We start from the raw sequence: 22,048 nt of genomic DNA, 5'->3' as shown, positions 1-22,048 counted from the left end.
TTGTCTTGCTTGTTGCCCCTACCAGAACAGGTCAGGCGGCCCGCCGTCCAGCATCTCGGCGATCCGGCGCCGGACCCCGCCGACGGTCCCCTCGGGCAGGGCGCGGGGGTCGAACCACTCCGCCCGGAGTATCTCGCCGCGCGAGGTGGCGGCAACGGCGGTGTAGGTCTCGACCCGGAAGAGCAGGACGTGGTCGCCCTTGAAGCTCGCGCCATTGGAATGAATCGACAGCAGCATCGGCCGGCCCTCGACCCGGATGCCGCCCTCTTCCTCCAGCTCGCGGATCACCGCCTCTTCGGTCGTCTCGCCGGACTCGACGCCGCCGCCGGGCAGGTGCCAGCCCGGCGTGTAGCTGTGCTCGATCAGCAGCACCCGCCCCTCGCCGTCCAGCACGATGGCCCGCGCGCCCAGCGTCAGCCCCCGCACCCGCCGCATCGCCATGCGGTAGGCCGGCAGCAGCAGGCGATAGAGGCGACGCTTGAGGGCGGACATGGCCGCCAGCCTAGAACGCCCGCTTGCCCGGGGCGAGAGCGGCGGCTAAAGCCGGGGCGTGTTTTCAACCGGAGCCGCGTCATGCTCGCCATCGGCGTCATCGCAATTTTCATCGTCGTCCTGGCTGGCCTGAACCTGTTCGAGTTCGGCCGGGTCGACTGATCCCGTCTTGAGCGGCGCGGCCGTCATCACCGGTGCTGCGCGGCGCATCGGCCGCGTGCTGGCCGTTCAGGCCGCTCGCTCCGGCTATGACGTCGCCGTCCACCACCGCGACTCCGCCGACGACGCCGAAGAAACGGCCGCGCTGGTGCGCGCCGAGGGCCGCCGCGCCTGTGTGCTCTCCGGCGATCTGACGGACCGCGACGCCGCCGACCTGATCGGTCGGGCCGCGGCGGACCTGGGTCCCGTGACCCTGCTGGTCAACAATGCCTCGCTGTTCCTCGAAGACCGGCTGCAGACTCTCGACGCCGAGGGACTGGACGCCCACATGGCGACGAACCTGCGCGCGCCGGCCGTGCTGGCCCAGGCGTTCGCGGCGCAGCTGCCCGCCGACAGGGCCGGCCTGATCGTCAACATCCTCGACCAGCGGGTCTGGCGGCCCAATCCGCAGTTCTTCAGCTACAGCCTGTCCAAGGCGGCGCTCTGGCATGCGACGCAGACGATGGCCCAGGCGCTGGCGCCCCGTATCCGCGTCAACGCCATCGGACCCGGGCCGACCCTCGGCTCGGTGCATCAGGTCCCGGGCGAGTTCGAACAAGAGGCCGCCGGCACGCCACTGGCCCGCGCCGTCTCGCCGGACGAGATCGCCGGGGCCCTGCGCTATCTGATTGACGCTCCGTCAGTGACCGGTCAGATGATCGCCGTGGACAGCGGCCAGCATCTGGGCTGGCGAACGCCCGACATCATCCACCCCTGACCCCGAGGAGTCGTGGCCGCCACCCTTCCCGAAACGCCTTTCGAGCCGGCCGCCGCGGCGCGCATCGTCGTCGCCCGCGTTTTCGTGCGCGGCCTCAAGGTCGAGGCCGAGGTCGGCGTCTACGCCCATGAGCACGGCAAGACGCAGCCGCTGATCGTCGATGTCGAGCTGGACGTGACGACGGTGCATGCCGAGCGGCTGGCGCAGACGGTCAACTACGAGACGATCGCCACCGCGGCCCGCGAACTGGCCGCCGAGGGCCATATCGAGCTGGTCGAGACCTTCGCCGAACGACTGGCCGAGCGCTGCCTCGTCGATCCGCGCGTCACCCGCGCCCGGGTGCGGGTTGAAAAGCCCCTCGCCCTGGCCCCGCACGCCGAGGCGGCCGGGGTCGAGATCACGGCGGTCAGGGTCTGAACGGCCCCGCGCCAACGCACGCCGCCCGCCTCGCGCCGTTGAGGCCCGAGACCGTCTGGACGCTCTCCGACGACAGCCTGATCGAGACCGGCGGCAAGCGCGAACGCCGCTTGCTGCTGAAAGACCTGCGCACCGTCAGGTTCGCCGGCCTGCCCGGCAGCCCGCGCCGCGCGGTGGTGCTTCAGTTCGCCCGGGGCCGCTGCGTGATCGCTTCGCACAGCTGGCGCGGGCCGGGCCGGTTCGACGATCGCACGGACACCTATTCGCCGTTTGTCCGGACGCTGGTCGCCCAGGCCGCAGACCATGCGCCACGGGCCAGGTTCGCGACCGCCGGTCTCGAGATCGGCGAGGCCTTCCTGTGGACGATCGGCCTGCTCGGGATCGGCGCCGTCGTGCTCCTGGTCACCTCGATTTCGGCCGGCGCCGCCTCGCTCGGCATCGCCCTGGCGGCGCGGCTGGTGTTCGTCCTGATCCTGATGCTCGCCGCCCAGCCCTGGCTGGCCGGCCGCACCGGCGCGCTCGATCCCGCCGCCCTGCCCGGGGACCTGCTCCCGTGAGTGTGAACGGCCGGCGTTTGCCAGCCCGGCCGAAACCGTCCAGCATCGCCCCTGGAGGCCCTGCATGACCGAAGTCACTGATCGTCCGCACGAGGACCGGGTTCTGCCCCTGGTCGTCTATGGTCTGTATCTGCTCAGCGTGCCGTCGGTCTGGGTGGCGGTGCTGCTCGGCCTGGTGCTGGCCTATGCCAACCGCGAGCATGCGGGCCCGCGCATGGAGACCCACTACCGGTTCCTGATCCAGACGTTCTGGAAATCGATCTGGTGGGCGGTGATCGGCGTGGTGCTGTGCATCGTCGGCGGCATCTTCTCGGTGATCCTGATCGGCATCCCGTTCCTGATCGCCGGCGTGCTCATTCTGGCGGCCGTGCACATCTGGTTCTACATCCGGCTGGCGGTCGGGCTGATCTATCTGGCGCAGGACGAGGCCCACCCGCGTCCCGACGCATGGCTGTTTTAAAGGCAGTCCCCCCCCCTTCTGCACAACGAACGAACGGTCCGGGGACTGGCCTTCCCCTGACGGTTGCAGCGTTTTGACCCGCCCCCGGCGACGACCAAGCTTCGTCCTGCGTTGGGGAAAAAGCGGGGAAAACCATGGGCGCGCGTATCCTGAGCTTTCTGCTGGGAGTGATGCTGAGCGGCATCGGCTGGGCGATCGTCGACCCCTCGGGGCTGGCCGGCGCGAAGCTGGGCGCGCTCGATCTGGGGATGTTCGAGGGGCATCGGCCGTTCATCGGTTGGGGCGTGCTGGCGCTGGGGATCGTCGCACTGCTCTCGGCGGTGCTGCCGCGCGGCGACGGGCCGGGGGCGCGCAAGCGCAAGGGGCCGCCCGCCGTCGACTTTGATGCGGTGATCGATCCGCCGGCGGACTCGGCGCCACACCATCCGGAGGGGGCCGGCAGCCGTCTGGCGGAGGAGGTCGTGGCGAACCTGACGTTCGCGGAGGCGGAGCCGGCGGCTCCGCCGCCGCAGCCGCCGCCGCGCGCCGAAGCCGCCGGCGACGCGCCCTTCCCGGTGCTGCGCGAACAGTTCAAGGCCCTTGTCCAGGCGGAGTCCTGGACCGAAGCCGCCGCCCTCGCGCGGCGGCTTCCTGCATCTGCGACCACCGACGCCGAGCGCCTGACGGCCGCGAGCGAAGTGGGCGATTTCCACCGTTCGCTGGGCGCGTCCGATGACGCCGCCGAGGCCTACGAGACCGCACTGGGCTACGCGCGCATGCTGCACGAAGCCAGCCCGAAGGACGCCGGCGCGATGGCCGCGCTCGCGGGCGCGCTGACCGGCGTCGGCGACGCCGCCCAGGACGAGGCGCGGCTGGAGGTCGCCGTCGACGCTTATGAGGAAGCCCTCGCCCTGCGCCGCAAGGTGGCGGCGGCGAAGACGGACGGACCGAGCCTGCGGGCCCTGTCGCTGGCGCTCGAACGCCTGGCCGACGCCCGCGAGGACCGCGGCCACCGGGTGCGCGCCCTGGATCTGTATCGCGAGAGTTTCGATATCGCCGGCAAGCTGGCCGTGAAGGACCCGCAGGCCTACGGCGCGGACCTTGCGATCACGCGCCGCCGCCTGGCCGAGCTGGAAGCCCGGCTGGCGCTTTAGGCGTCTACGAGTTCACGCCGCACGAGACGGGCGTAGTCGTCCATCAGCGTCAGCGAGATCTGGCCGGGGGTGAAGCGGTACTCGCCGACCTCGGCCACCGGAGTGACCTCGGCGGCGGTGCCGACGATGAAGCATTCCTGGAAACCCGCCATCTCTTCCGGCTTGATGTGGCGCTCCACCACCTCATAGCCGCGCTGCTTCGCCAGCTTCATCACCGACTGGCGGGTGATGCCGTTCAGGAAGCAGTCCGGCGTCGGCGTGTGGATCACCCCGTCCTTGACGAAGAACACGTTGGCGCCCGTCGCCTCGGCCACATAGCCGCGGTAGTCGAGCATCATCGCGTCCGAATACCCGTCCTTCTCCGCGGCGTGCTTGGAGATGGTGCAGATCATGTACAGGCCGGCCGCCTTGGCCGCCGTGGGGGCGGTCTTCGGCGAGGGGCGGTCATATTTCGCCCAGGCCAGGCGGATGCCCTTCTTCTTCTGTTCGGGATCGAAGTAGCTGGGCCAGTCCCACACGGCGATCGCCACGTGGATTTTCGACTGCTGGGCCGACACGCCGATCATCTCCGACCCGCGCCAGGCGATGGGACGAAGGTAACAATCAGTGAGGCCGTTCTTCGCGCAGGTCGCCTTGCAGGCCTCGTCGATCTCCGACACCGTGTAGGGGATCCTGAAGTCGAGGATTTCCGCCGATTTGAACAGCCGCTCGGTATGAGCCGTCAGCTCGTAGATCTCTCCGCCGTACATCCGCTCGCCCTCGAACACCGAGGAGGCGTAGTGGAGGCCGTGCGTCAGTACGTGCACCTTCGCCTCGCGCCAGGGCACGAACTGACCGTCCAGCCAGATCCAACCGTCGCGATCATCGAAGGGAACGAGAGACATCGGGAAAAGCCCTCCTTTCAAGGGAAGGGCGACCTTAGACGCTCCACCCTCTATGGCGTCAAACAAAATGGTGCAGTGCAGTGACCCAGACCGCTGATCCGCGGCTGATCCTTCGGGACGAGGAACTCGACTCCGGGCTTGAGCTGATGCTCCTGGCCGAGGCCAGCCTGTGGGCGGCCGTCGACGCGGCGCTGGAGGCGGAAACGGGGCTGGGGCGCCCCCACTGGCGCGCGGCCTTCCTGCTGCGGCTGCGGCCGGGGCTCGGCGTCCGGGACCTGTCGCGGCTGACCGGGCTGTCGAAACAGGCCGCCAGCCGGACCCTCGCCGACCTCGTACGGCGGGAGCTGGCCGAGACCGAAGCGGGCGATCTCGACGGACGACGCCGGCCCATCCGGCTGACCGCGGCGGGACGCGCCTTCGAGGACCGGATCGCCGAGCGGCTGCGCGCGCTGCTCGGTCGGGCCTATCGCACGGGCGGGCTTGACGGGGTGGCCGGCGCAAGGCGGATTCTCGCGGCTCTGGCCGGACCGCGCACGGGCGTCGGTCTTCGCCGGGAGGAGAGCTGACGTGAGCCAGCCGGACCGACATCTGCTGGTGGTCGACGACGACGATCGCATCCGCGACCTGCTGCGGGAATTCCTGGCGCGCGCGGGCTTTCGGGTCACGACCGCGGCCGACGCGGCGGCGGCCTGGCGGCTGATCGAGACGCTCGACTTCGACCTGATGGTGCTGGACGTGATGATGCCCGGCGAGGACGGCCTGTCCCTGGCCCGCCGGCTGCGCGCCCGCACCGACCCGCCGGGCCGCACGCCGGTGCTGATGCTCACCGCACGCGGCGACTCCGCCGCCCGCATCGAGGGCCTGACCGCCGGGGTCGACGACTACCTGGCCAAGCCGTTCGAGCCCCAGGAGCTGTTGCTGCGGATCGAGGCGATCCTGCGCCGCACCGGCCCCCGCGATACCGGGCCGACCAGCCTGTCTCTGGGCGACTGCGTGTTCGATCTTGAGCGCGGCGAGCTGACCCGGGGCGGCGTTCCGATCCGTCTGACCGAGGCCGAGGTGGAGCTGATGCGGCGGCTGGCGCAGTCGGCCAACGCCCCGGTCGACCGGCTCGAACTGGCCCGCGACACCGCCGACGTGACCGGCCGGGCCGTCGATGTCCAGGTCACCCGCCTGCGCCGCAAGATCGAGCCGGACCCGAAGAACCCCCGCTATCTGCAGACCGTGCGCGGCGTCGGCTATCGCCTGGCGCCCGACTGATGCAGCTGCGCGCGCTCAAGATCATCATTCCACGCCAGATCAAGCGGTGGCTGCCGACCTCGCTGTTCGGACGCAGCCTGCTGATCATCATCCTGCCGATCGCCCTGATGCAGATCGCGGTGACCTGGGTGTTCTTCGACGCCCACTGGCAGACCGTGACCAGTCGCCTGTCGGACGGGCTGGCCGGCGACATCGCCTGGGCGGTCGAGAGCTACAGCGACGACCCGCGCCCGGAATCGCTCGCCCGGATCGCGGAGCGGGCGCAGGATTCGATGTCGCTCTCCATCGCCATCTCGCCGATCCGGGACCTGCCGCCGCGCCGGCCGACCTCGCTGTTCGGGGCGCTGGACCGATCGCTGGACAAGGCGCTCTCCGAGCACCTCGAGCTGCCCTACTGGTTCGATACGGTCCGCTTCCCCGGCTACGTCGACATCCGCGTGAAGGTGCAGGGGCGGGTGCTGCGGATCATCGCGCCGGCCGACCGCGCCTGGGCGACGCAGGGCGGCATCTTCGTCTTGTGGATGACGGTCGCGACCTTGCTGCTGACGGCCATCGCCATCCTGTTCATCCGCAACCAGGTGCGCGCCATCGAGCGGCTCGCCGAGGCGGCGGAGGCCTTCGGCAAGGGCGGCGATGTGGCCGAGTTCAAGCCCCATGGCGCGCGGGAGGTGCGCCAGGCGGCGCAGGCCTTCCTGGCGATGAAGAGCCGGATCCAGCGCCACCTGGAACAGCGCACCGCCATGCTGGCGTCGGTCAGCCACGACCTGCGCACGCCGCTGACCCGACTGAAGCTGGAACTCGCCCTCGCCGAGCCGTCCAAGCGCGTCGAGGCGATGAAGACCGACCTCTCCGAAATGGAGCACATGATCGACGAGTATCTCGCCTTCGCCCGCGGCGAGGGCGGCGAGTCGGTCGAGGTCACCGCCCTGCGCGACCTGATCCAGGAGGTCAGCGAGGGCGCCGCCCGGGCGGGCACGGAAGTCTCCATCGACGCCGAGCCCGGCCTGTCGCTGGCCGTGCGGCCCAATGCGCTGAAGCGGGCCCTGTCGAACCTGGTGATGAACGCCGCCGTCCATAGCGAGCGGATCACCATCACCGCCGCACGGACCACGGCCGGCGGGGTGGAGATCACCGTCGACGACGACGGGCCCGGGATCCCGCCGGAACAGTTCGAGGCGGCGTTCCGGCCATTCAACCGGCTCGATGACTCGCGGAACCAGAACGACAAGGGCGTCGGCCTCGGCCTCGCCATCGCCCGGGACGTCGCCCGCAGTCACGGCGGCGACCTGACGCTGGACCGCTCGCCGATGGGGGGGCTGAGGGCGGTTATCCGGTTGCCGGGGTAAATCGATGCTCCCCATCGGGGGAGCTGTCGGCGCGTAGCGACGACTGAGGGGGTCCGCTCAGATTTCGGGTGACCCCCTCCGGCCCTTCGGGCCACCTCCCCCGATGGGGAGGATTACCCCAACTCCCGCGACCGCTTCACCGCCGCGGCGACCGCCTCGTTCAGCAGGTCGCGCAGGCCGCCATCGCCCATCAGCACCTCAAGCGCCGCCTGGGTCGTGCCGCCGGGCGAGGTGACCTGGGCGCGGAGCTCGGCGGGGGAGGCCTGGCTCATGGTCATCAGCTGCGCCGCGCCGGCGATGGTCGACTGCGCCAGGGTCGCGGCGGCGGCGGGTGCGAAGCCGGCCTCGATGGCGGCCGCCTCCAGCGCTTCGACGAAGGCGTAGAGATAGGCCGGGCCTGATCCCGACACGGCCGTGGCGGCGTGCATTAGGTCCTCGTCCTCGATGTCGACGGTGTTGGCGATGGTGTCGAACAGGTCGTGGGCGCGCCGGCGGGCCAAATCCGAGTTGGCGGCGATGCTGGCGGTGCCCTGGCCGATGGCGACCGCGGTCGTGGGCATCACCCGGGCGATGTCGCGGTCGCCGAAGACCTCCGCCAGGGACGCGATCGAGACCCCGGCGGCGATCGAGATGATCACGGCGTCCTGCGCAAGGTGGGGCTCCACGACGGTCGCCACCTCGCGCCACATCTGCGGCTTCACGGCGACGATCACCGTCGCGGCCTGCCCCAGATCGGAGTCGGACGGGTTGAGCGTGGCGCCGTCGCCAGCAGCGGCCAGCGCCTCGGCGCCCGGATGCGGATCGCGGATCAGCAGTTCGCCGAGGGCGACCGGACCGGCGCCGGTCCAGCCCTCGATCATCGCGCCGCCCATGCGGCCGGCGCCGAGCAGGAGAACAGTCGTCGGGTTCATGGCCGCGAGCTTACGCCTCGCCGACGGTCTCGAACATGCAGGCGGCCATGGCCTCGTCCGGGGTCTTGGCGCCGGCCAGCAGGAAGTCGAACGCCGGGTAGAAGCGGTCCGCCGCCTCCACCGCCGCATCGATCATCGAGGCCGCGGCGGCCAGGGTCGGACGCTCGCCGCCCGGCAGGCTGAGGGCGTGGCGGAAGACCACCTCGCCGTCGTCTGCCCAGACCTCGAAGTGGCCGAGCCAGACGCGCTGGTTGATCAGCGCCAGCAGTTCATAGGCGGACGGGCGCTTGGCTTTGGGCGTGGTCATGCCCATGGACAGGCACAGCTGCAGGCAGTCGGCCTCCGGCCGCCAGGCGAACCACAGCTCGTAGTCCTTCCAGTCACCGGCCAGGGCGAAGGCGAGATCGCCGTCGTCAGTCCGGTCAAACGTCAGATTTTCGGCAGCCAGGACATGCTCGACGACTTCGAGCGGATCCAGCGCCAGCAGGGCGTCGTCTTCTTCGGGATGGGGCGTGTCCATAGGGCCTCTGTATCCCTCCGACCTGAGGCCGAGCGGGGAAGCGCCCGGCGGAAGCAGCGTCCTTGAACAAGGAGCCTAGACTGCTTCGCGGCGGGCGTAAGGGGGTTCTTGCCGGGCGCGAGCCCTACTCGCCCTTCTTGGCCGGTTTGGCCTTCGGGGCGGATTTGGCGGCGGGTTTGGCCGGTGCGCTGCTGCTCTTCAGGGCGGCCACTTCGGCGCGCAGGGCGGCGATCTCGGCCTTCAGGGCGTCGAGATCGTCACGACGGACCAGGTCCATTTCCGCGACGAAGCGGTCGGCCTGCGAGCGGAACTGCGTCTTCGCCTCTTCGCCGGCGGCCTGTGCGAGGCCCGCGGCGGCGGTGGTGAGCTTGGCGATCTCGTCGAGGAAGGGGTTCTTGGTCTGCATCGGGGCCCTGTCGGACGCGAAATGGCGCGCCCACTCCCCCTAATATGGGAAACCGGGGGTGAAAGCGAAGGGGATCACCGCTATCACAGGCGCGAAGTCGTCCATCCGGAGAGAGACGTGCAGTTTCCGAACTTCGATCCCGTCATCTTCAGCATCGGTCCGCTGGCCATCCGCTGGTACGCACTGGCCTATGTGGCCGGCATCCTGCTGGGCTGGCGCTATGCTGTCGGCCTCATCCGCAAGACCGGACTGTGGGGCGGCGAAAAGCCCATCGCCACCGCCGAGCAGATCGACGACCTGATCCTCTGGATCACGCTCGGCGTCATCGTCGGCGGCCGGATCGGCTACATCCTGTTCTATGCGCCGAACCTGGTCTGGGACGACCCGCTCGAGATCTTCCAGGTCTGGAAGGGCGGCATGAGCTTCCACGGCGGCTTCCTGGGCGTGGTCGTGGCGATCATCCTGTTCGCCCTCGGCAACAGGATGGACATGCTGAAGCTGGGCGACCTGGTCGCGCCGGCCGTGCCGATCGGCCTGTTCTTCGGCCGCGTGGCCAACTTCATCAACGGCGAGCTGTGGGGTCGTCCGACCACCGTGCCCTGGGGCATCCAGTTTCCGGCGGCGGGCCCCGAGTACCGCCACCCGAGCCAGCTGTACGAGGCGGCGCTGGAGGGCCTGGTGCTGTTCTTCATCCTGCGCTTCGCCACCCACCGGCTGGGCTGGCTGCAGCGGCGCGGCGCGATCTGCGGCCTGTTCATGATCGGCTATGCGGCTTTCCGCATCTCGCTGGAGAGCGTACGCGAGCCGGACGCGCAGATGCTGCCGTTCCTGCGTGATGTGGTGACCATGGGCACCCTGCTGTCGATCCCGATGCTGCTGGTCGGCGTCTGGCTGGTCTGGCGCTCGCGCCGGACGCCGGTCGCCGCCCCGGCGCCGGAGCAGGTCGAAGGCTGATGAGCTTGATGGAACGCCTGCGCGCCGAGATCGCGCAGACCGGCCCGATGACGGTGGCCGACTACATGACCCGCTGCCTGCACGACCCGCAGGAGGGCTACTACGCGACCCGGCCCGCGCTGGGCGAAGGCGGCGACTTCATCACCGCGCCGCTGATCAGCCAGATGTTCGGCGAACTGCTGGGCGTCTGGGCGGTCGAGACCTGGACGCGGATGGGCAAGCCGTCCGCCTTCCGTCTGGTCGAGATGGGCCCGGGCGACGGCACGCTGATGAGCGACCTGCTGCGCACCGTGCGGCTGGCGCCGGACTTCGTCGCTGCCGCCGAGGTCTGGATGATCGAGACCTCCTGGCCGCTGCGCGCGGTGCAGAAGGCGAAGCTGGCAGACGTCAGCCCGGAGCCGAACTGGACCGGCTCGCTGGGCAATCTGCCGGACGGCCTGCCGGTGATCCTGATCGCCAACGAACTGCTCGACTGCCTGCCCGCGCGGCAGTTCGTCCACGCCGGCGACGCCTGGATCGAGCGGCTGGTGGGGCTGGGCGAAGACGGTGGCCTGGCTTTCGGCCTCGCGCCGTCGCCTGATGGCAAGACGCCCTCGCCGGACAGCCCGGTCCTCGAAGTCTCCGCGGCGCAGGAGGCGCTGGGCAATGACCTGGGCGCCCTGATCGCCCGCGAGGGCGGCGCCGCCCTGCTGATCGACTACGGTCGTGGCGGGCCCGAGTTCGGCGATACGCTGCAGGCCATCCGGGCGCATGAGAAAGTCGATCCCCTCGCCTTCCCGGGCGAGTCCGACCTGACCGTCTACGCCGACTTCCCGACCGTGCGCGACGCGGCCCGCGCGGCCGGCGCGGAGGCGACCGATCCGATCGCCCAGGGCCTGTTCCTCGGGATGCTGGGGATCCAGCATCGCGCCGAGGCGCTGAAGGCTGCGCGCCCCGACCGGGCCGACGTCATCGAACGGCAGCTGATCCGCCTGATCTCGCCCGACGAGATGGGCGAGCTGTTCAAGGTCGCCTGCATCCATTCGGCGGAACTGATCCCGCCGGGCTTCGAGGCCTCGACGTGACCGGCCTGCCTGTCCTGCAGAGCGACCTGCTGGCCGGGCTGCCGGGCGTTCGCCACGCATTCTTCACGCGGCAAGGCGGGGTGTCGAAGGGCATCTATGAGGGCCTGAACGTCGGGCGCGGCTCGGGCGATGATCCCGCCGACGTGCTGGAGAATCGCCGGCGCGCCGCCGACTGGTTCGGCGCGACGCCTGACGCGCTGAACACCTGCTACCAGATCCATTCCGCCACCGCCGTCACCGCCGACCAACCCTGGTGCGGACAGTTGCCGGAAGGCGACGCCGTCGTCACCGACAGGCCGGCGATCGTCTGCGCGGTCCTGACCGCCGACTGCGCGCCGATCCTGTTCGTCGATCCCCAGACCAGGGTCGTCGCCGCCGCGCACGCCGGCTGGCAGGGCGCGCTCAACGGCGTGGTCGAGGCGACGGTACAGTCGATGACGGCGCTCGGGGCGGACCGGTCGCGGATCATCGCCGCCGTCGGCCCCTGCATCGCGCCACGGTCCTACGAGGTCGGGCTGGAGTTCCTCGACCGGTTCGAGACCGCCTGCCCGGGCTCGGCGCGCTTCTTCAGCGCCGGCGCCGCGCCGGAAAAGCGCCAGTTCGACCTGCCGGCCTTCGTGCTGGACCGCCTGGCCGAGGCCGGCGTCGCCCGCGCAGAATGGATCCGACGCGACACCTGCGCCGAAGGGGACGTGTTCTTCTCGAACCGGCGCGCCTTCAGGCAGGGCGAGCCTGATTACGGACGTTTGATGTCCGCCATCATGATGAGCTGAGGCCGCGCCGCCACATTGCCTGAACCCTCGCGGCGTTCACGCGTTGTGGTGGCGATGAAGAACTGCGGCAGACAAGCCTATCGCGAACGCGCCGTCAGGGCGGTCCGGCTACCAGCCGCGCCGGCCCTGGACCTGCCGTGGCGGCCGACCGCCGTCAGCGCGCGAGTCGCCATTGAGTCTCAATGGTTGCAATTTGTCCGAACTATACCCTTGAATGCGTCGCGCGTAGTCACCCGTCCCGGGTGAAGCGGCCAGATCGGTGAACCGTGCTCTATCCTGTGATCATGAGTGGAGGATCCGGCCAGCGTCTTTGGCCTGCCTCCCGCCCGCACTTTCCCAAGCCGTTCATTCCGCTTGTCGGCGCCCGGTCGACCTTCGACGAGGCGCTTGAGCGCAGCCATGCCCTGCCCGACGCCGCGCCGGTGACCGTCGTCGCCGGTCGCGCCCACGCTCCGGCCATCCGTCGCGCGCTGCAGCGGGCCGGCGGCGGCGGCCTGCTGTTGCTGGAACCCGAGGCCCGGGACTCCGCCCCGGCGATGGCGGCGGCGGCTCACCTGATCGCGGCGAAGGACCCCGAAGCGGTGATCCTGTTCCTCGCCGCCGACCACCACATTCCCGACCACCATGCGTTCGCCGAAGCGGTCGGCATTGCCGAGCGGCACGCCCGCGACGGCTGGATCGTGACCCTGGGCGTGCAGCCTGATGCACCGTCGACGGCCTATGGCTACATCCGCCCGGGCGAGCCGCTCGGCGGCATCCATCATGTGGCGGCGTTCGTCGAAAAGCCCGACCTCGCCCAGGCGGAACGGTTCCTGCGCGACGGCTACCTGTGGAACAGCGGCATGTTCATCACGCGGGCGGATGCGTTCATCGCCGAGCTCGATCTGCATGCGCCCGAGGTCAGCATCGCGGCGCGTGACGCTGTCGAGCAGGGTGAGCACGAACCTCATCAGGTGACCCTCGGCGCCCGCTTCCGCGCCGCGCCGAAGATCTCCATCGACTATGCGGTGATGGAGAAGACCGACCGCGCCGTCGTAGCGCCGGCGCATTTCGCCTGGTCGGACCTGGGCGCCTGGAACGCCGTTCTGGCGGCGTCGAAGCGCGACGCCAGCGGCAACAGCGCCGCCGGCGAGGTGGTGCTCGAGAACGTCGAGGGGTGTCTCGTCCGCGCCGGCCAGGGCATGACCGTGGTCGTCGTCGGGGGTCGCAACCTGGCCGTCATCGCCGATCGCGAGGCGGTGATGGTCTGCGATCTCGACTCCGCCGAAGGGCTCAAGGCCGCTGTCGATCGCGCGTCGCGCATGGGCAATGTGGTGCTAGGGGAAACCGGCTTTCCGCCCCAGCGCTGACCCGCGCACGGCAGCGTGACGGCGCGCCGCGCATCCAATCGGCCCTCTCCCGCGTTGCAACATGGACAGGCGCCGGACGGGCCGCGCCGCCGGGGACCGCCATGCCACGTTCGACCGCCGCCACGTTTGCCGTCAATCCTTCGATGACACCGCTTCCGCCGGCCCGGACGCTGCGCAGCGTCGTGCTGATCGGCAGCTTTCCGCCGCGCCGCTGCGGGATCGCCACCTTCACCTGTGATGTGCTGGACGCGCTGAAAGCCGCCGCGCCGGCGCTCGACTGCCGCGTGATCGCCATGACCGACGAGGGCGGCGGTTACGAGTACGGCCCCGAGGTGATGTTCCAGGTCCACCAGAACCGCGCCGCCGACTATCTCGAGGCCGCTCGCCGGATCAACGACGCCGCGCCGGATTCCGTCTGCGTCCAGCACGAGTTCGGCCTGTTCGGCGGCCCGGCCGGCGAGCATCTGATGCTGATGCTGGACGCCATCCGCGCGCCCGTCACCACCACGCTGCACACCGTCCTGACCGATCCGAACGCCGATCAGCGCCGCGTCTTCGAGCGGCTGATCAGGCGGTCGGCGCGGATCATCGTCATGGCCGAACGCGGCCGGCAGATCCTGACGGACGTCTGGAAGGTCCCTGCCGCGAAGATCATCGTGACACCCCACGGCGCGCCTGACCGCCCGCTGACCGACACCACCGACGCCAAGGCCCGGCTGGGACTGGCGGGGCATGAGGTGATGCTGACCTTCGGGCTGCTGTCGCCTGGAAAGGGACTGGAATCGATGATCCGGGCCCTGCCGGCGATCGTCGCCGCCCGGCCGGACGCCCTCTATGTCATCCTGGGCGCCACGCACCCGCACCTGATCGCCCGTGAAGGTGAGGCCTATCGCGAGGGCCTGTTCGCCCTGGCCCGCGACCTGGGCGTCGGCGAGCATGTGCGGTTCCACAACCAGTATGTCGACACCCCGCTGCTGCTCGACTGGCTGGAGGCGGCCGACCTCTATGTGACGCCCTATCCCAACGTCGCGCAGATCACGTCGGGGACGCTGTCCTACGCTGTGGCGCTGGGCAAGGCGGTGATCTCCACCCCCTACTGGCATGCGCAGGAGCTGCTGGCCGACGGCCGCGGCGTGCTGACGCCCTTCAACGATCCGGACGCCATGGCGACCGCCGCGGTGGCGCTGCTCGGCGATCCGGAGCGGATGAACGCCCTGCGCCAGCGGGCCTGGGACGCGGGTCGCGAGACCCTCTGGAGCCGGCTGGCCGAGCGCTATCTCGCCGTGTTCGCCGAGGCCCGCGAGCAGCGGCCGCCCGCCCGCGCGGCCGGCGCGGAACCGCGCAGCTTCGCGACGAACCCCCTGCCCCGCCCGTCGCTGGGCGGCGTGCGGCGGATGACCGACGGCGTGGGCATGCTGCAGCACAGCGTCTACGCCGTCCCCGACCGCAACCACGGCTACTGCGTCGACGACAACGCCCGCGCGCTGCTGTTGATGCACAGACTGCGGGCCGTGGGCATGAACACGCCGGAGACGGCGGCGCTGGCGGAGACCTATTCGGCCTTCGTCCACCACGCCTGGAACGGCGATGCGGGCCGGTTCCGCAACTTCATGGCCTATGATCGCACCTGGCTGGAAGACGTCGGCTCCGACGACAGCGTCGCGCGAGCCTGGTGGTCGGTCGCGGTCACCGCGTCGGAGGCCGGCTCCCCCGCCCTGCGTCTCTGGGCGCGGGAACTGGCCGACAAGATCGCGCCGCATCTGGACAGCTTCACCGCCCTGCGCACCTACGCCTTCCTGGTGCTCGGTCTGGCCAGCCTCGTCCGCGCCGAGCCCGGCCTGACGCATGAGCGCGAACTGCTTCAGCGGCTGGCCCGGGGTCTGGCCGGGGTGCTGCGCGGGTCGGAGACCGACGACTGGTGCTGGTTTGAAGACGGCCTGACCTACGACAACGCCCGCCTGCCGGAAGCGCTTCTTCGGGCCGGGATGGTGCTGGACGACGAGTCCCTGACCCAGGCCGGCCTGAACGCGCTGCACTGGCTCTGCGGCCGGCAGACCGGCGTCGGCGGCGTCTTCCGCGCGGTCGGCACCCAGAATTTCGGCCTGCCGTTCACCGTCGCCGCGCCGTTCGACCAACAGCCGCTCGAGGCAGCCGCGACGGTCGACGCCTGCGCCGCCGCCTTCGCCGCGACCGGCGATCGCTGGTGGCTGGGCGAGGCCCGGCGCGCGTTCGACTGGTTCCTCGGCAAGAACGATCTCGGCGTCCCCGTCGGCGATCCTCTGACCGGCGACTGCTACGACGGCCTCACGCCTGATGGCCCTAACCTCAACCGGGGCGCGGAGTCCGTGCTGTCCTTCCAGCTGGCCGCCTGCGCCATGCTGGTGCTCGAACGCCTCGCCGAGCCCGTCGCCCGTCCCGCCGACAAGGCCTCCACAGAAGATCGACCCGCCGAACGATGCCCCACATCACCCACAGTGACCTCCGCATCCCTCCCAACCCCGCGCGCGTCGTCATTCGGCCCTTCCACATCGCTCCAGATTCCCGACCGCTGAAGCCGGGCCAGGTTTCGCGGGCGCGGCGCATCGTCGACGCCGTGCTGGCGATGGACATGCGGACCTGCGAGTCCGAGCTGGCGCTGGTGAACCAGGACTTCGGCGACCGACACTGGCAGACGCGCGGCGTCCATCTGGAGCGCTATGCCCAGATCAAGGCCCAGCTCGGTCTGAAGTCCGGCCTGCGCGAGACGCGCAAGGCGCTGATCGGCGCCTACTTCTGCCATGAGTACAGCTACGCCGGCGCGGCCCTGACCAACCCCAGCATCACCCCCCACCCGGACCAGTCCGGCCTGGTCGGCGGCGCGGTGCGGGTCGTCCTGTCGATGCGGGCGGTGGGTGAGGGCCACATCTCCTCGATCGCCTTTCGCGAGGGGATCGTGACACCCGACGGCGACCTGACCCTGATGCCCGAGCCCCGCGTCGCGATGGCCGCCCACGCCTATGATCCCCCGCCGGAGGGCATTCCGGAGGGTCCGGTGAGGGCTTGCCGCTATGACGAGGCCTCGCTCTCCGGCACGGTGATCTTCCCGTTCACCCAGGCCCAGCGAAACGGCCTGGAGGATCTGCGGCTCGTGCGGTTCATCGCGCCGGGCGAGGATCCGGTCTGGTACGGCACCTACACGGCCTACAGCGGCATGGCGATCGCCTCGGAGATGCTGGTCACCCAGGATTTCCGCAACTTCGATCTGCTGCCGATGAGCGGCACGGCGGCGCGCAACAAGGGCATGGCGCTGTTCCCGCGAAAAGTTGGCGGCCAGTACGCGATGATCGGCCGGCAGGACGGCGAGAACATCTGGTTCCTGCGCTCGGACGACCTGCTGGACTGGAACGGCGGCGACATGATCGTCTCGCCGCGCTTCCCCTGGGAGCTGGTCCAGATGGGCAATTGCGGCTCGCCGATGGAGATCGACGAGGGCTGGCTGCTGCTGACCCACGGTGTCGGCGCCATGCGCAAATACGCCATCGGCGCGGTGCTGCTCGACAAGGACGATCCGACGAAGGTGCTGGGCCGGACCGCGACGCCGCTGATCTCGCCGTCGGACGAGAACCGCGAGGGTTACGTGCCCAACGTCGTCTACACCTGCGGCGGCCTGGTCACCGGCCGGCGCCTGGTCCTGCCCTACGGCGTCGCCGACAGCTCGATCGCCTTCTGCTCGCTGGATATCGACGAGCTGGTGGGGGAGCTGGTCTAAAACCTGCCTCTCCCTATTGGGAGAGGTAGGACCTCTGCGCTACCTGAGCGCCGCGTTGATCTTGGCCAGGGCCGCAGAGCCGGGCGTGAGTTCGGCGTCGGTCAGGGCGTTCAGGGCGCGCGGCACGGTGTTCAGGGCGTCGTGCAGGTCCTCGGCTTCCGGGTCGACGTAGAGCAGGCCGGTGACGATCTCGCCGACGGCCTGACGCTCCTGGAGGTAGGCCATCGCACGGGTGCGGTCCGTCGCGTCGTAGTCGCTGGCCACCTTGCGCAGCAGCAGTGTCGAGCCGTCGTGCTGGGCCACCTCGACCAGCGAGCCGGGCTCGTAGGAGGTGGTCACCGGCACCCGGCCGAGCAGCACGTCGAGCCGGTTGACCGCCTCGTTGTGCTCCCGCACCCAGTCGAAGCTCTTGGTCGAGCCCTTGTGGTTGTTGAACGCGATACAGGGGCTCAGCACATCGATGAAGGCCGCGCCCTTGTGCGTCAGCGCCGCCTTGATCAGGGGCACCAGCTGGTCCTTGTCGCCCGAGAAGCTGCGGCCGACGAAGGTGGCGCCCAGCTGCAGGGCCAGGGCGACCAGGTCGATGCCGCTATCGGAATTGACCACGCCCTTCTTGGACTTGCTGCCCTTGTCGGCCGTGGCGGAGAACTGGCCCTTGGTCAGGCCGTACACGCCGTTGTTCTCGACGATGTAGGCCATGTTGACCCCGCGCCGCATGGCGTGGGCGAACTGGCCCAGACCGATCGAGGCGCTGTCGCCGTCGCCGGAGACGCCCAGATAGATCAGCTCGCGGTTGGCCAGATTGGCCCCGGTCAGCACCGATGGCATCCGGCCGTGCACGGTGTTGAAGCCGTGGCTGGCGCTGAGGAAGTAGTCCGGCGTCTTGGACGAGCAGCCGATGCCCGACAGCTTGGCCAGACGGTGCGGCTCAAGGTCGATCTCGAAACAGGCCTGAACGATGGCGGCGCTGATCGAGTCGTGGCCGCATCCGGCGCACAGGGTCGAGACCCGACCCTCGTAGTCGCGGCGCGTAAAGCCCAGCTTGTTGGTCGTCAGGGACGGATGATGGAACTGCGGTTTGACGATGTAGGTCATTGGGCCATCTCCCCGGCGGCGTTCACATCGACCGCGCCCATGCCCCGGGCCAGCTCGGCCTGGATGAAGCGCGCCGTGATCGGCGAGCCGTCGTAGTTGAGCACCTTCACCAGCCGGGCCGGATCGACCCCGCCCTCGTTGATCAGCAGCGCGCGAAGCTGGGCGTCGCGGTTCTGCTCGACCACGAAGACCAGCTCGTGATGGGCGATGAAGTCGAACACCTCGCCCGGGAACGGGAAGGCGCGGACCCGCAGGGCGTCGACATGCAGACCGCGAGCCTCGAGCCCCGCCAGGGCTTCGTCCATCGCCGGCGAGGTCGAGCCGTAATAGATGACGCCGTAGGCCGTCTGCTTGCCCGCCTTGCGCTGGATCGGCGCCGGAACGAGCGACTTGGCCGTCTCGAACTTGCGCAGCAGCCGTTCCATGTTGTCGACATAGACGGCGCCCTCCTCGCTGTAGCGGGCGTAGGGGTCGCGCGAGGTGCCGCGGGTGAAGTAGGCGCCCTTCGACGGATGGGTCGCCGGCAGGGTGCGGAACGGGATGCCGTCTCCGTCGACGTCCTTGTAGCGGCCGAAGTCCGCGCCGGCGTCGAGCATCTCGGCGGTCATGACCTTGCCGTGGTCGAGGACCTTGCTGTCATCCCACTTGAACGGCTGGATCAGCCACTCGTTCATGCCCATGTCGAGGTCGAGCATGACGAAGATCATCGTCTGCAGCCGGTCGGCGAGATCGAAGGCCTGGGCCCCGAACTCGAAACACTCGTTCGGGCCTTCCGGCAGCAGCAGGACGTGTTTGGTGTCGCCGTGGCTGGCGTAGGCCGCCGACAGGATGTCCGACTGCTGGGTGCGGGTCGGCATGCCCGTCGAGGGACCGCCGCGCTGCACGTCGAAGATCACCGCGGGGATTTCGGCGAAGTAGCTGAGGCCGATGAACTCCTGCATCAGCGAGACGCCCGGGCCTGAGGTGCAGGTGAAGGCCCGCGAGCCGTTCCAGCCGGCGCCGACGACGATGCCGATGGAGGCGATCTCGTCCTCGGCCTGGACAATGGCGTAGCGCGCCTCGCCCGTTTCCGGGTCGTGCCGCAGCTTCTTGCAGTAGTCGATGAAGCCTTCCGCCACCGAGGTGGACGGGGTGATCGGATACCAGGCGCAGACCGTCGCCCCGCCATAGACCGCGCCGAGCGCCGCGGCGGTGTTGCCGTCGACAAAGATGCGGTCGCCCACCGCGTCGGCGCGCTTCAGCTGCAGGCCGAGCGGCTTGAGGTTGGCCTTCGCATGGTTGAAGCCGATGCCCATGGCCTCGATGTTGGCCGGGATCAGCGCCGGCTTGGAGGCGTACTCCTCGGCCAGCAGGGCCTCGACGACCCCGGGCTCGATCCCGAGCAGGTAGGTCAGCGCGCCCAGATAGATGATGTTCTTCAGCACCTTGCGCTTGGACGGCTCGGCGTAGGCGGCGTTGCACAGGGCGGTCAGCGGGATGCCGACGACGGTGATGTCATCGCGGAACTTGCTGGCCGGCATCGGCTTGGTGGAGTCGTAGAACAGGTAGCCGCCGCTATCGATCTCTGCGACGTCGCGGTCCCAGGTCTGCGGGTTCATGGCGACCATCAGGTCGACCCCGCCGCGCCGGCCGAGCCAGCCCTGGCCGCTGACGCGGATCTCGTACCAGGTCGGCAAACCCTGGATGTTGGACGGGAAGATGTTGCGTGCGGCGACCGCCACGCCCATCCGGAGGATCGCCTTGACGAACAGGCCGTTGGCCGAGGCCGATCCGGATCCGTTGACGTTGGCGAACTTGACGACGAAGTCGTTCACAGCCTCGATCGGACGGGTCATTTCGAGCATCCCCCGCCAGCGTGGGTCATTTCGATGACGAACTTCTGCATGTCCCAGGCGCCCGTCGGGCAGCGCTCGGCGCAGAGGCCGCAGTGGAGGCAGACGTCCTCGTCCTTCACCAGCACACGGCCGGTCGGCAGGCTGCCGGAGACGTAGAGGTCCTGCGTCAGGTTCAGCGCCGGCGCCTTGAGACGGGGTCGCAGTTCCTCTTCCTCGCCGTTGACGGTGAAGGTGATGCAGTCCGTCGGGCAGATGTCGACGCAGGCGTCGCACTCGATGCACAGCGGCGCGGCGAAGACGGTCTGGACGTCGCAGTTCAGGCAGCGCTGCGTCTCGGCCCAGGAGCGGGGATCGTCGAAGCCCAGCTCGACCTCGGCCTTCACATCGGCCAAGGCCTCGGCGATCGGCAGCAGCGGCACCTTCTGACGGTCCTCGTCGGACACGTCATTGTCGTAGCTCCACTCGTGGATGCCCATCTTCTGGGAGGAGACGAGCACACCCGGCGGCGGCCGCAGGCGCAGGTCCGCGCCACGGCAGAAGTGGTCGATCGAGATGGCCGCGTCGTGGCCGTGCGCGACGGCCCAGATGATGTTCTTCGGCCCGAAGGCGGCGTCGCCGCCGAAGAACACATTCGGCAGGCTGGACTGGAAGGTCGTCTCGTCGACGACCGGCATGCCCCACTCGTCGAAGGTCAGGCCGATGTCGCGCTCGATCCAGGGGAAGCTGTTCTCCTGGCCGATGGCGACCAGGACGTCGTCGCATTCGAAATGCTGGTCCGGCTCGCCCGTGGGCTTCAGCGACCGCCGGCCCTTTTCGTCATAGACCGCGCCGACCTTCTCGAAGGTCACGCCGGTGAGCTTGCCGTTCTCGTGGGTGAACGCCTTGGGCACCAGGAAGTCGTGGATCGGAATGCCTTCGTGCTGGGCGTCTTCCTTTTCCCACGGCGAAGCCTTCATCTCGGCGAAGCCCGAGCGGACGATGACCTTCACATCCTCGCCGCCGAGACGGCGCGAGGTGCGGCAGCAGTCCATGGCCGTATTGCCGCCGCCAAGCACGATGACGCGCTTGCCGATCTGATCGATGTGGCCGAACGACACGCTGGAGAGCCAGTCGATGCCGATGTGGATGTTGGCGGCGGCCTCCTGCCGGCCGGGAACGTCGAGGTCGCGGCCGCGCGGCGCGCCGGTGCCGACGAAGATGGCGTCGTAGTCTTCCTTGAGCAGGGCGCCCAGGCTTTCCACCCGCTCGCCGAGCCGCATCTCCAGCCCGAGATCGGTGATGAAGCCCATCTCTTCGTCGATGACGCTTTCGGGCAGGCGGAACCGCGGGATCTGGCTGCGGATCATGCCGCCGGCCTTGGCGTCCGCGTCGTAGACGGTGACGTGATAGCCGAGCGGCGCGAGGTCGCGGGCGACCGTCATCGCGGCGGGGCCCGCCCCGACACAGGCGATGCGCTTGCCGATCAGCTGGGAGGGCGCCGACGGCATCCGGGCGGCGACGTCACCCTTGTTGTCAGCGGCGACGCGCTTGAGGCGGCAAATGGCCACCGGCTCCTCGTCGACGCGCCCGCGCCGGCAGGCCGGCTCGCAGGGACGGTCGCAGGTCCGCCCGAGAATTCCGGGAAAGACGTTGGACTTCCAGTTGACCATGTACGCGTCGGCGTGACGGCCTTGGGCGATCAGACGGATGTACTCGGGCACAGGCGTATGGGCCGGACAGGCCCACTGACAATCGACAACCTTGTGGAAGTATTCCGGCGCCTCGGTGTTCGTAGGCTCCAACGCGTAGAACTCCTCTCCCCCCGCTCCCGTGTCTGAGTGAGAAAGGCCGTCCCAGCTACTGAAGGACCGGCCGCCCTACGCCCGCACAAGATGCTCGAACATTTGTTTTAACGCGCGTTGTTCGGCCTATCCAGCCCGCCGCGACGA

At 69.5% G+C, this 22,048-nt stretch carries 22 protein-coding genes; 14 read left to right on the top strand and 8 right to left on the bottom strand.

Annotated elements, in window-relative coordinates:
* Positions 1 to 18: 18 nt before the first annotated feature.
* Positions 19 to 492, bottom strand: a complete 474-nt coding sequence (locus AC3WJT_RS08425) for an NUDIX domain-containing protein (protein ID WP_492342661.1) — start codon at positions 490 to 492, stop codon at positions 19 to 21.
* A gap of 169 nt (positions 493 to 661) precedes the next feature.
* Here AC3WJT_RS08425 and AC3WJT_RS08420 point away from each other — a divergent pair, with 169 nt between their 5' ends.
* The 5 genes from AC3WJT_RS08420 (at position 662) to AC3WJT_RS08400 (ending at position 3,975) form a co-directional block, all read left to right on the top strand.
* Positions 662 to 1,408, top strand: coding sequence for an SDR family oxidoreductase (locus AC3WJT_RS08420; RefSeq protein WP_492342660.1), 747 nt, complete (start codon positions 662 to 664; stop codon positions 1,406 to 1,408).
* A 12-nt stretch (positions 1,409 to 1,420) separates the two neighbouring features.
* Complete coding sequence (folB, locus tag AC3WJT_RS08415) at positions 1,421 to 1,825, top strand: dihydroneopterin aldolase (RefSeq protein ID WP_492342659.1); 405 nt, start codon at positions 1,421 to 1,423, stop codon at positions 1,823 to 1,825.
* A 38-nt stretch (positions 1,826 to 1,863) separates the two neighbouring features.
* Positions 1,864 to 2,382, top strand: coding sequence for a hypothetical protein (locus AC3WJT_RS08410; protein ID WP_492342658.1), 519 nt, complete (start codon positions 1,864 to 1,866; stop codon positions 2,380 to 2,382).
* A gap of 64 nt (positions 2,383 to 2,446) precedes the next feature.
* Positions 2,447 to 2,842: a DUF4870 family protein gene (locus AC3WJT_RS08405; RefSeq protein ID WP_492342657.1), complete on the top strand. Its 396-nt coding sequence runs from the start codon at positions 2,447 to 2,449 to the stop codon at positions 2,840 to 2,842.
* Positions 2,843 to 2,976: 134 nt separating this feature from the next.
* Positions 2,977 to 3,975 (top strand): tetratricopeptide repeat protein, encoded by a 999-nt coding sequence (locus AC3WJT_RS08400; RefSeq protein WP_492342656.1) that lies wholly within the window; start codon positions 2,977 to 2,979, stop codon positions 3,973 to 3,975.
* Here the strand turns inward: AC3WJT_RS08400 and AC3WJT_RS08395 are convergent.
* Complete coding sequence (locus tag AC3WJT_RS08395; RefSeq protein ID WP_492342655.1) at positions 3,972 to 4,859, bottom strand: branched-chain amino acid aminotransferase; 888 nt, start codon at positions 4,857 to 4,859, stop codon at positions 3,972 to 3,974. The genes AC3WJT_RS08400 and AC3WJT_RS08395 overlap by 4 nt on opposite strands.
* 80 nt (positions 4,860 to 4,939) lie before the next feature.
* Here AC3WJT_RS08395 and AC3WJT_RS08390 point away from each other — a divergent pair, with 80 nt between their 5' ends.
* The 3 genes from AC3WJT_RS08390 to AC3WJT_RS08380 are packed head-to-tail and all read left to right on the top strand — an operon-like array spanning position 4,940 to position 7,465.
* On the top strand, positions 4,940 to 5,425 hold the full coding sequence (locus tag AC3WJT_RS08390) for a MarR family winged helix-turn-helix transcriptional regulator (RefSeq protein ID WP_492342654.1): 486 nt from the start codon (positions 4,940 to 4,942) through the stop codon (positions 5,423 to 5,425).
* A 1-nt stretch (position 5,426) separates the two neighbouring features.
* On the top strand, positions 5,427 to 6,119 hold the full coding sequence (locus AC3WJT_RS08385) for a response regulator (RefSeq protein ID WP_492342653.1): 693 nt from the start codon (positions 5,427 to 5,429) through the stop codon (positions 6,117 to 6,119).
* Positions 6,119 to 7,465, top strand: a complete 1,347-nt coding sequence (locus AC3WJT_RS08380; RefSeq protein WP_492342652.1) for an ATP-binding protein — start codon at positions 6,119 to 6,121, stop codon at positions 7,463 to 7,465. The genes AC3WJT_RS08385 and AC3WJT_RS08380 overlap by 1 nt, the downstream gene beginning before the upstream one ends.
* A gap of 113 nt (positions 7,466 to 7,578) precedes the next feature.
* Here AC3WJT_RS08380 and proC read toward each other — a convergent pair whose 3' ends face one another.
* The 3 genes from proC to AC3WJT_RS08365 all read right to left on the bottom strand — a co-directional run bounded on the left by proC (position 7,579) and on the right by AC3WJT_RS08365 (position 9,302).
* Positions 7,579 to 8,376 carry a pyrroline-5-carboxylate reductase gene (gene proC, locus AC3WJT_RS08375; protein WP_492342651.1) on the bottom strand — a complete coding sequence of 266 codons (798 nt, stop codon included), beginning with the start codon at positions 8,374 to 8,376 and terminating at the stop codon, positions 7,579 to 7,581.
* A gap of 10 nt (positions 8,377 to 8,386) precedes the next feature.
* A complete protein-coding gene (locus AC3WJT_RS08370; protein WP_492342650.1) occupies positions 8,387 to 8,896 on the bottom strand; it encodes a type III secretion system chaperone family protein in 510 nt (169 codons plus the stop codon).
* Between the two features lie 124 nt (positions 8,897 to 9,020).
* Entirely contained in the window at positions 9,021 to 9,302 is a 282-nt protein-coding gene (locus AC3WJT_RS08365; protein WP_492342649.1) for an accessory factor UbiK family protein, read from the bottom strand.
* Positions 9,303 to 9,419: 117 nt separating this feature from the next.
* Here AC3WJT_RS08365 and lgt point away from each other — a divergent pair, with 117 nt between their 5' ends.
* The 6 genes from lgt (at position 9,420) to AC3WJT_RS08335 (ending at position 17,190) form a co-directional block, all read left to right on the top strand.
* Positions 9,420 to 10,256 (top strand): prolipoprotein diacylglyceryl transferase, encoded by an 837-nt coding sequence (gene lgt, locus AC3WJT_RS08360; protein WP_492342648.1) that lies wholly within the window; start codon positions 9,420 to 9,422, stop codon positions 10,254 to 10,256.
* The gene (locus AC3WJT_RS08355) at positions 10,256 to 11,320 is read left to right on the top strand and encodes a class I SAM-dependent methyltransferase (RefSeq protein WP_492342647.1); all 1,065 of its coding nucleotides are present in this window, start codon (positions 10,256 to 10,258) and stop codon (positions 11,318 to 11,320) included. Before lgt ends, AC3WJT_RS08355 begins: the two co-directional genes overlap by 1 nt.
* Positions 11,317 to 12,093 (top strand): peptidoglycan editing factor PgeF, encoded by a 777-nt coding sequence (gene pgeF / locus AC3WJT_RS08350; RefSeq protein ID WP_492342646.1) that lies wholly within the window; start codon positions 11,317 to 11,319, stop codon positions 12,091 to 12,093. The genes AC3WJT_RS08355 and pgeF overlap by 4 nt, the downstream gene beginning before the upstream one ends.
* A 266-nt stretch (positions 12,094 to 12,359) precedes the next feature.
* Positions 12,360 to 13,442, top strand: coding sequence for a mannose-1-phosphate guanylyltransferase (locus AC3WJT_RS08345; protein WP_492342645.1), 1,083 nt, complete (start codon positions 12,360 to 12,362; stop codon positions 13,440 to 13,442).
* A gap of 101 nt (positions 13,443 to 13,543) precedes the next feature.
* Positions 13,544 to 15,994 carry a glycosyltransferase family 4 protein gene (locus tag AC3WJT_RS08340; RefSeq protein WP_492342644.1) on the top strand — a complete coding sequence of 817 codons (2,451 nt, stop codon included), beginning with the start codon at positions 13,544 to 13,546 and terminating at the stop codon, positions 15,992 to 15,994.
* Complete coding sequence (locus AC3WJT_RS08335) at positions 15,898 to 17,190, top strand: glycoside hydrolase family 130 protein (RefSeq protein ID WP_492342643.1); 1,293 nt, start codon at positions 15,898 to 15,900, stop codon at positions 17,188 to 17,190. The genes AC3WJT_RS08340 and AC3WJT_RS08335 overlap by 97 nt, the downstream gene beginning before the upstream one ends.
* Positions 17,191 to 17,229: 39 nt before the next feature.
* On the opposite strand, the gene AC3WJT_RS08330 is transcribed toward AC3WJT_RS08335, so the two are convergent.
* The 3 genes from AC3WJT_RS08330 to AC3WJT_RS08320 are packed head-to-tail and all read right to left on the bottom strand — an operon-like array spanning position 17,230 to position 21,901.
* The gene (locus AC3WJT_RS08330) at positions 17,230 to 18,285 is read right to left on the bottom strand and encodes a 2-oxoacid:ferredoxin oxidoreductase subunit beta (RefSeq protein ID WP_492342642.1); all 1,056 of its coding nucleotides are present in this window, start codon (positions 18,283 to 18,285) and stop codon (positions 17,230 to 17,232) included.
* Positions 18,282 to 20,120: a 2-oxoacid:acceptor oxidoreductase subunit alpha gene (locus AC3WJT_RS08325; RefSeq protein WP_492342641.1), complete on the bottom strand. Its 1,839-nt coding sequence runs from the start codon at positions 20,118 to 20,120 to the stop codon at positions 18,282 to 18,284. Before AC3WJT_RS08325 ends, AC3WJT_RS08330 begins: the two co-directional genes overlap by 4 nt.
* Positions 20,117 to 21,901, bottom strand: coding sequence for an FAD-dependent oxidoreductase (locus tag AC3WJT_RS08320; protein WP_492342640.1), 1,785 nt, complete (start codon positions 21,899 to 21,901; stop codon positions 20,117 to 20,119). The genes AC3WJT_RS08325 and AC3WJT_RS08320 overlap by 4 nt, the downstream gene beginning before the upstream one ends.
* Positions 21,902 to 22,048: the final 147 nt, after the last annotated feature.

It is taken from the genome of Caulobacter sp. FW305-C-30-S16, assembly GCF_058783025.1.
This window is presented reverse-complemented; position numbering and strand designations above follow the sequence as displayed.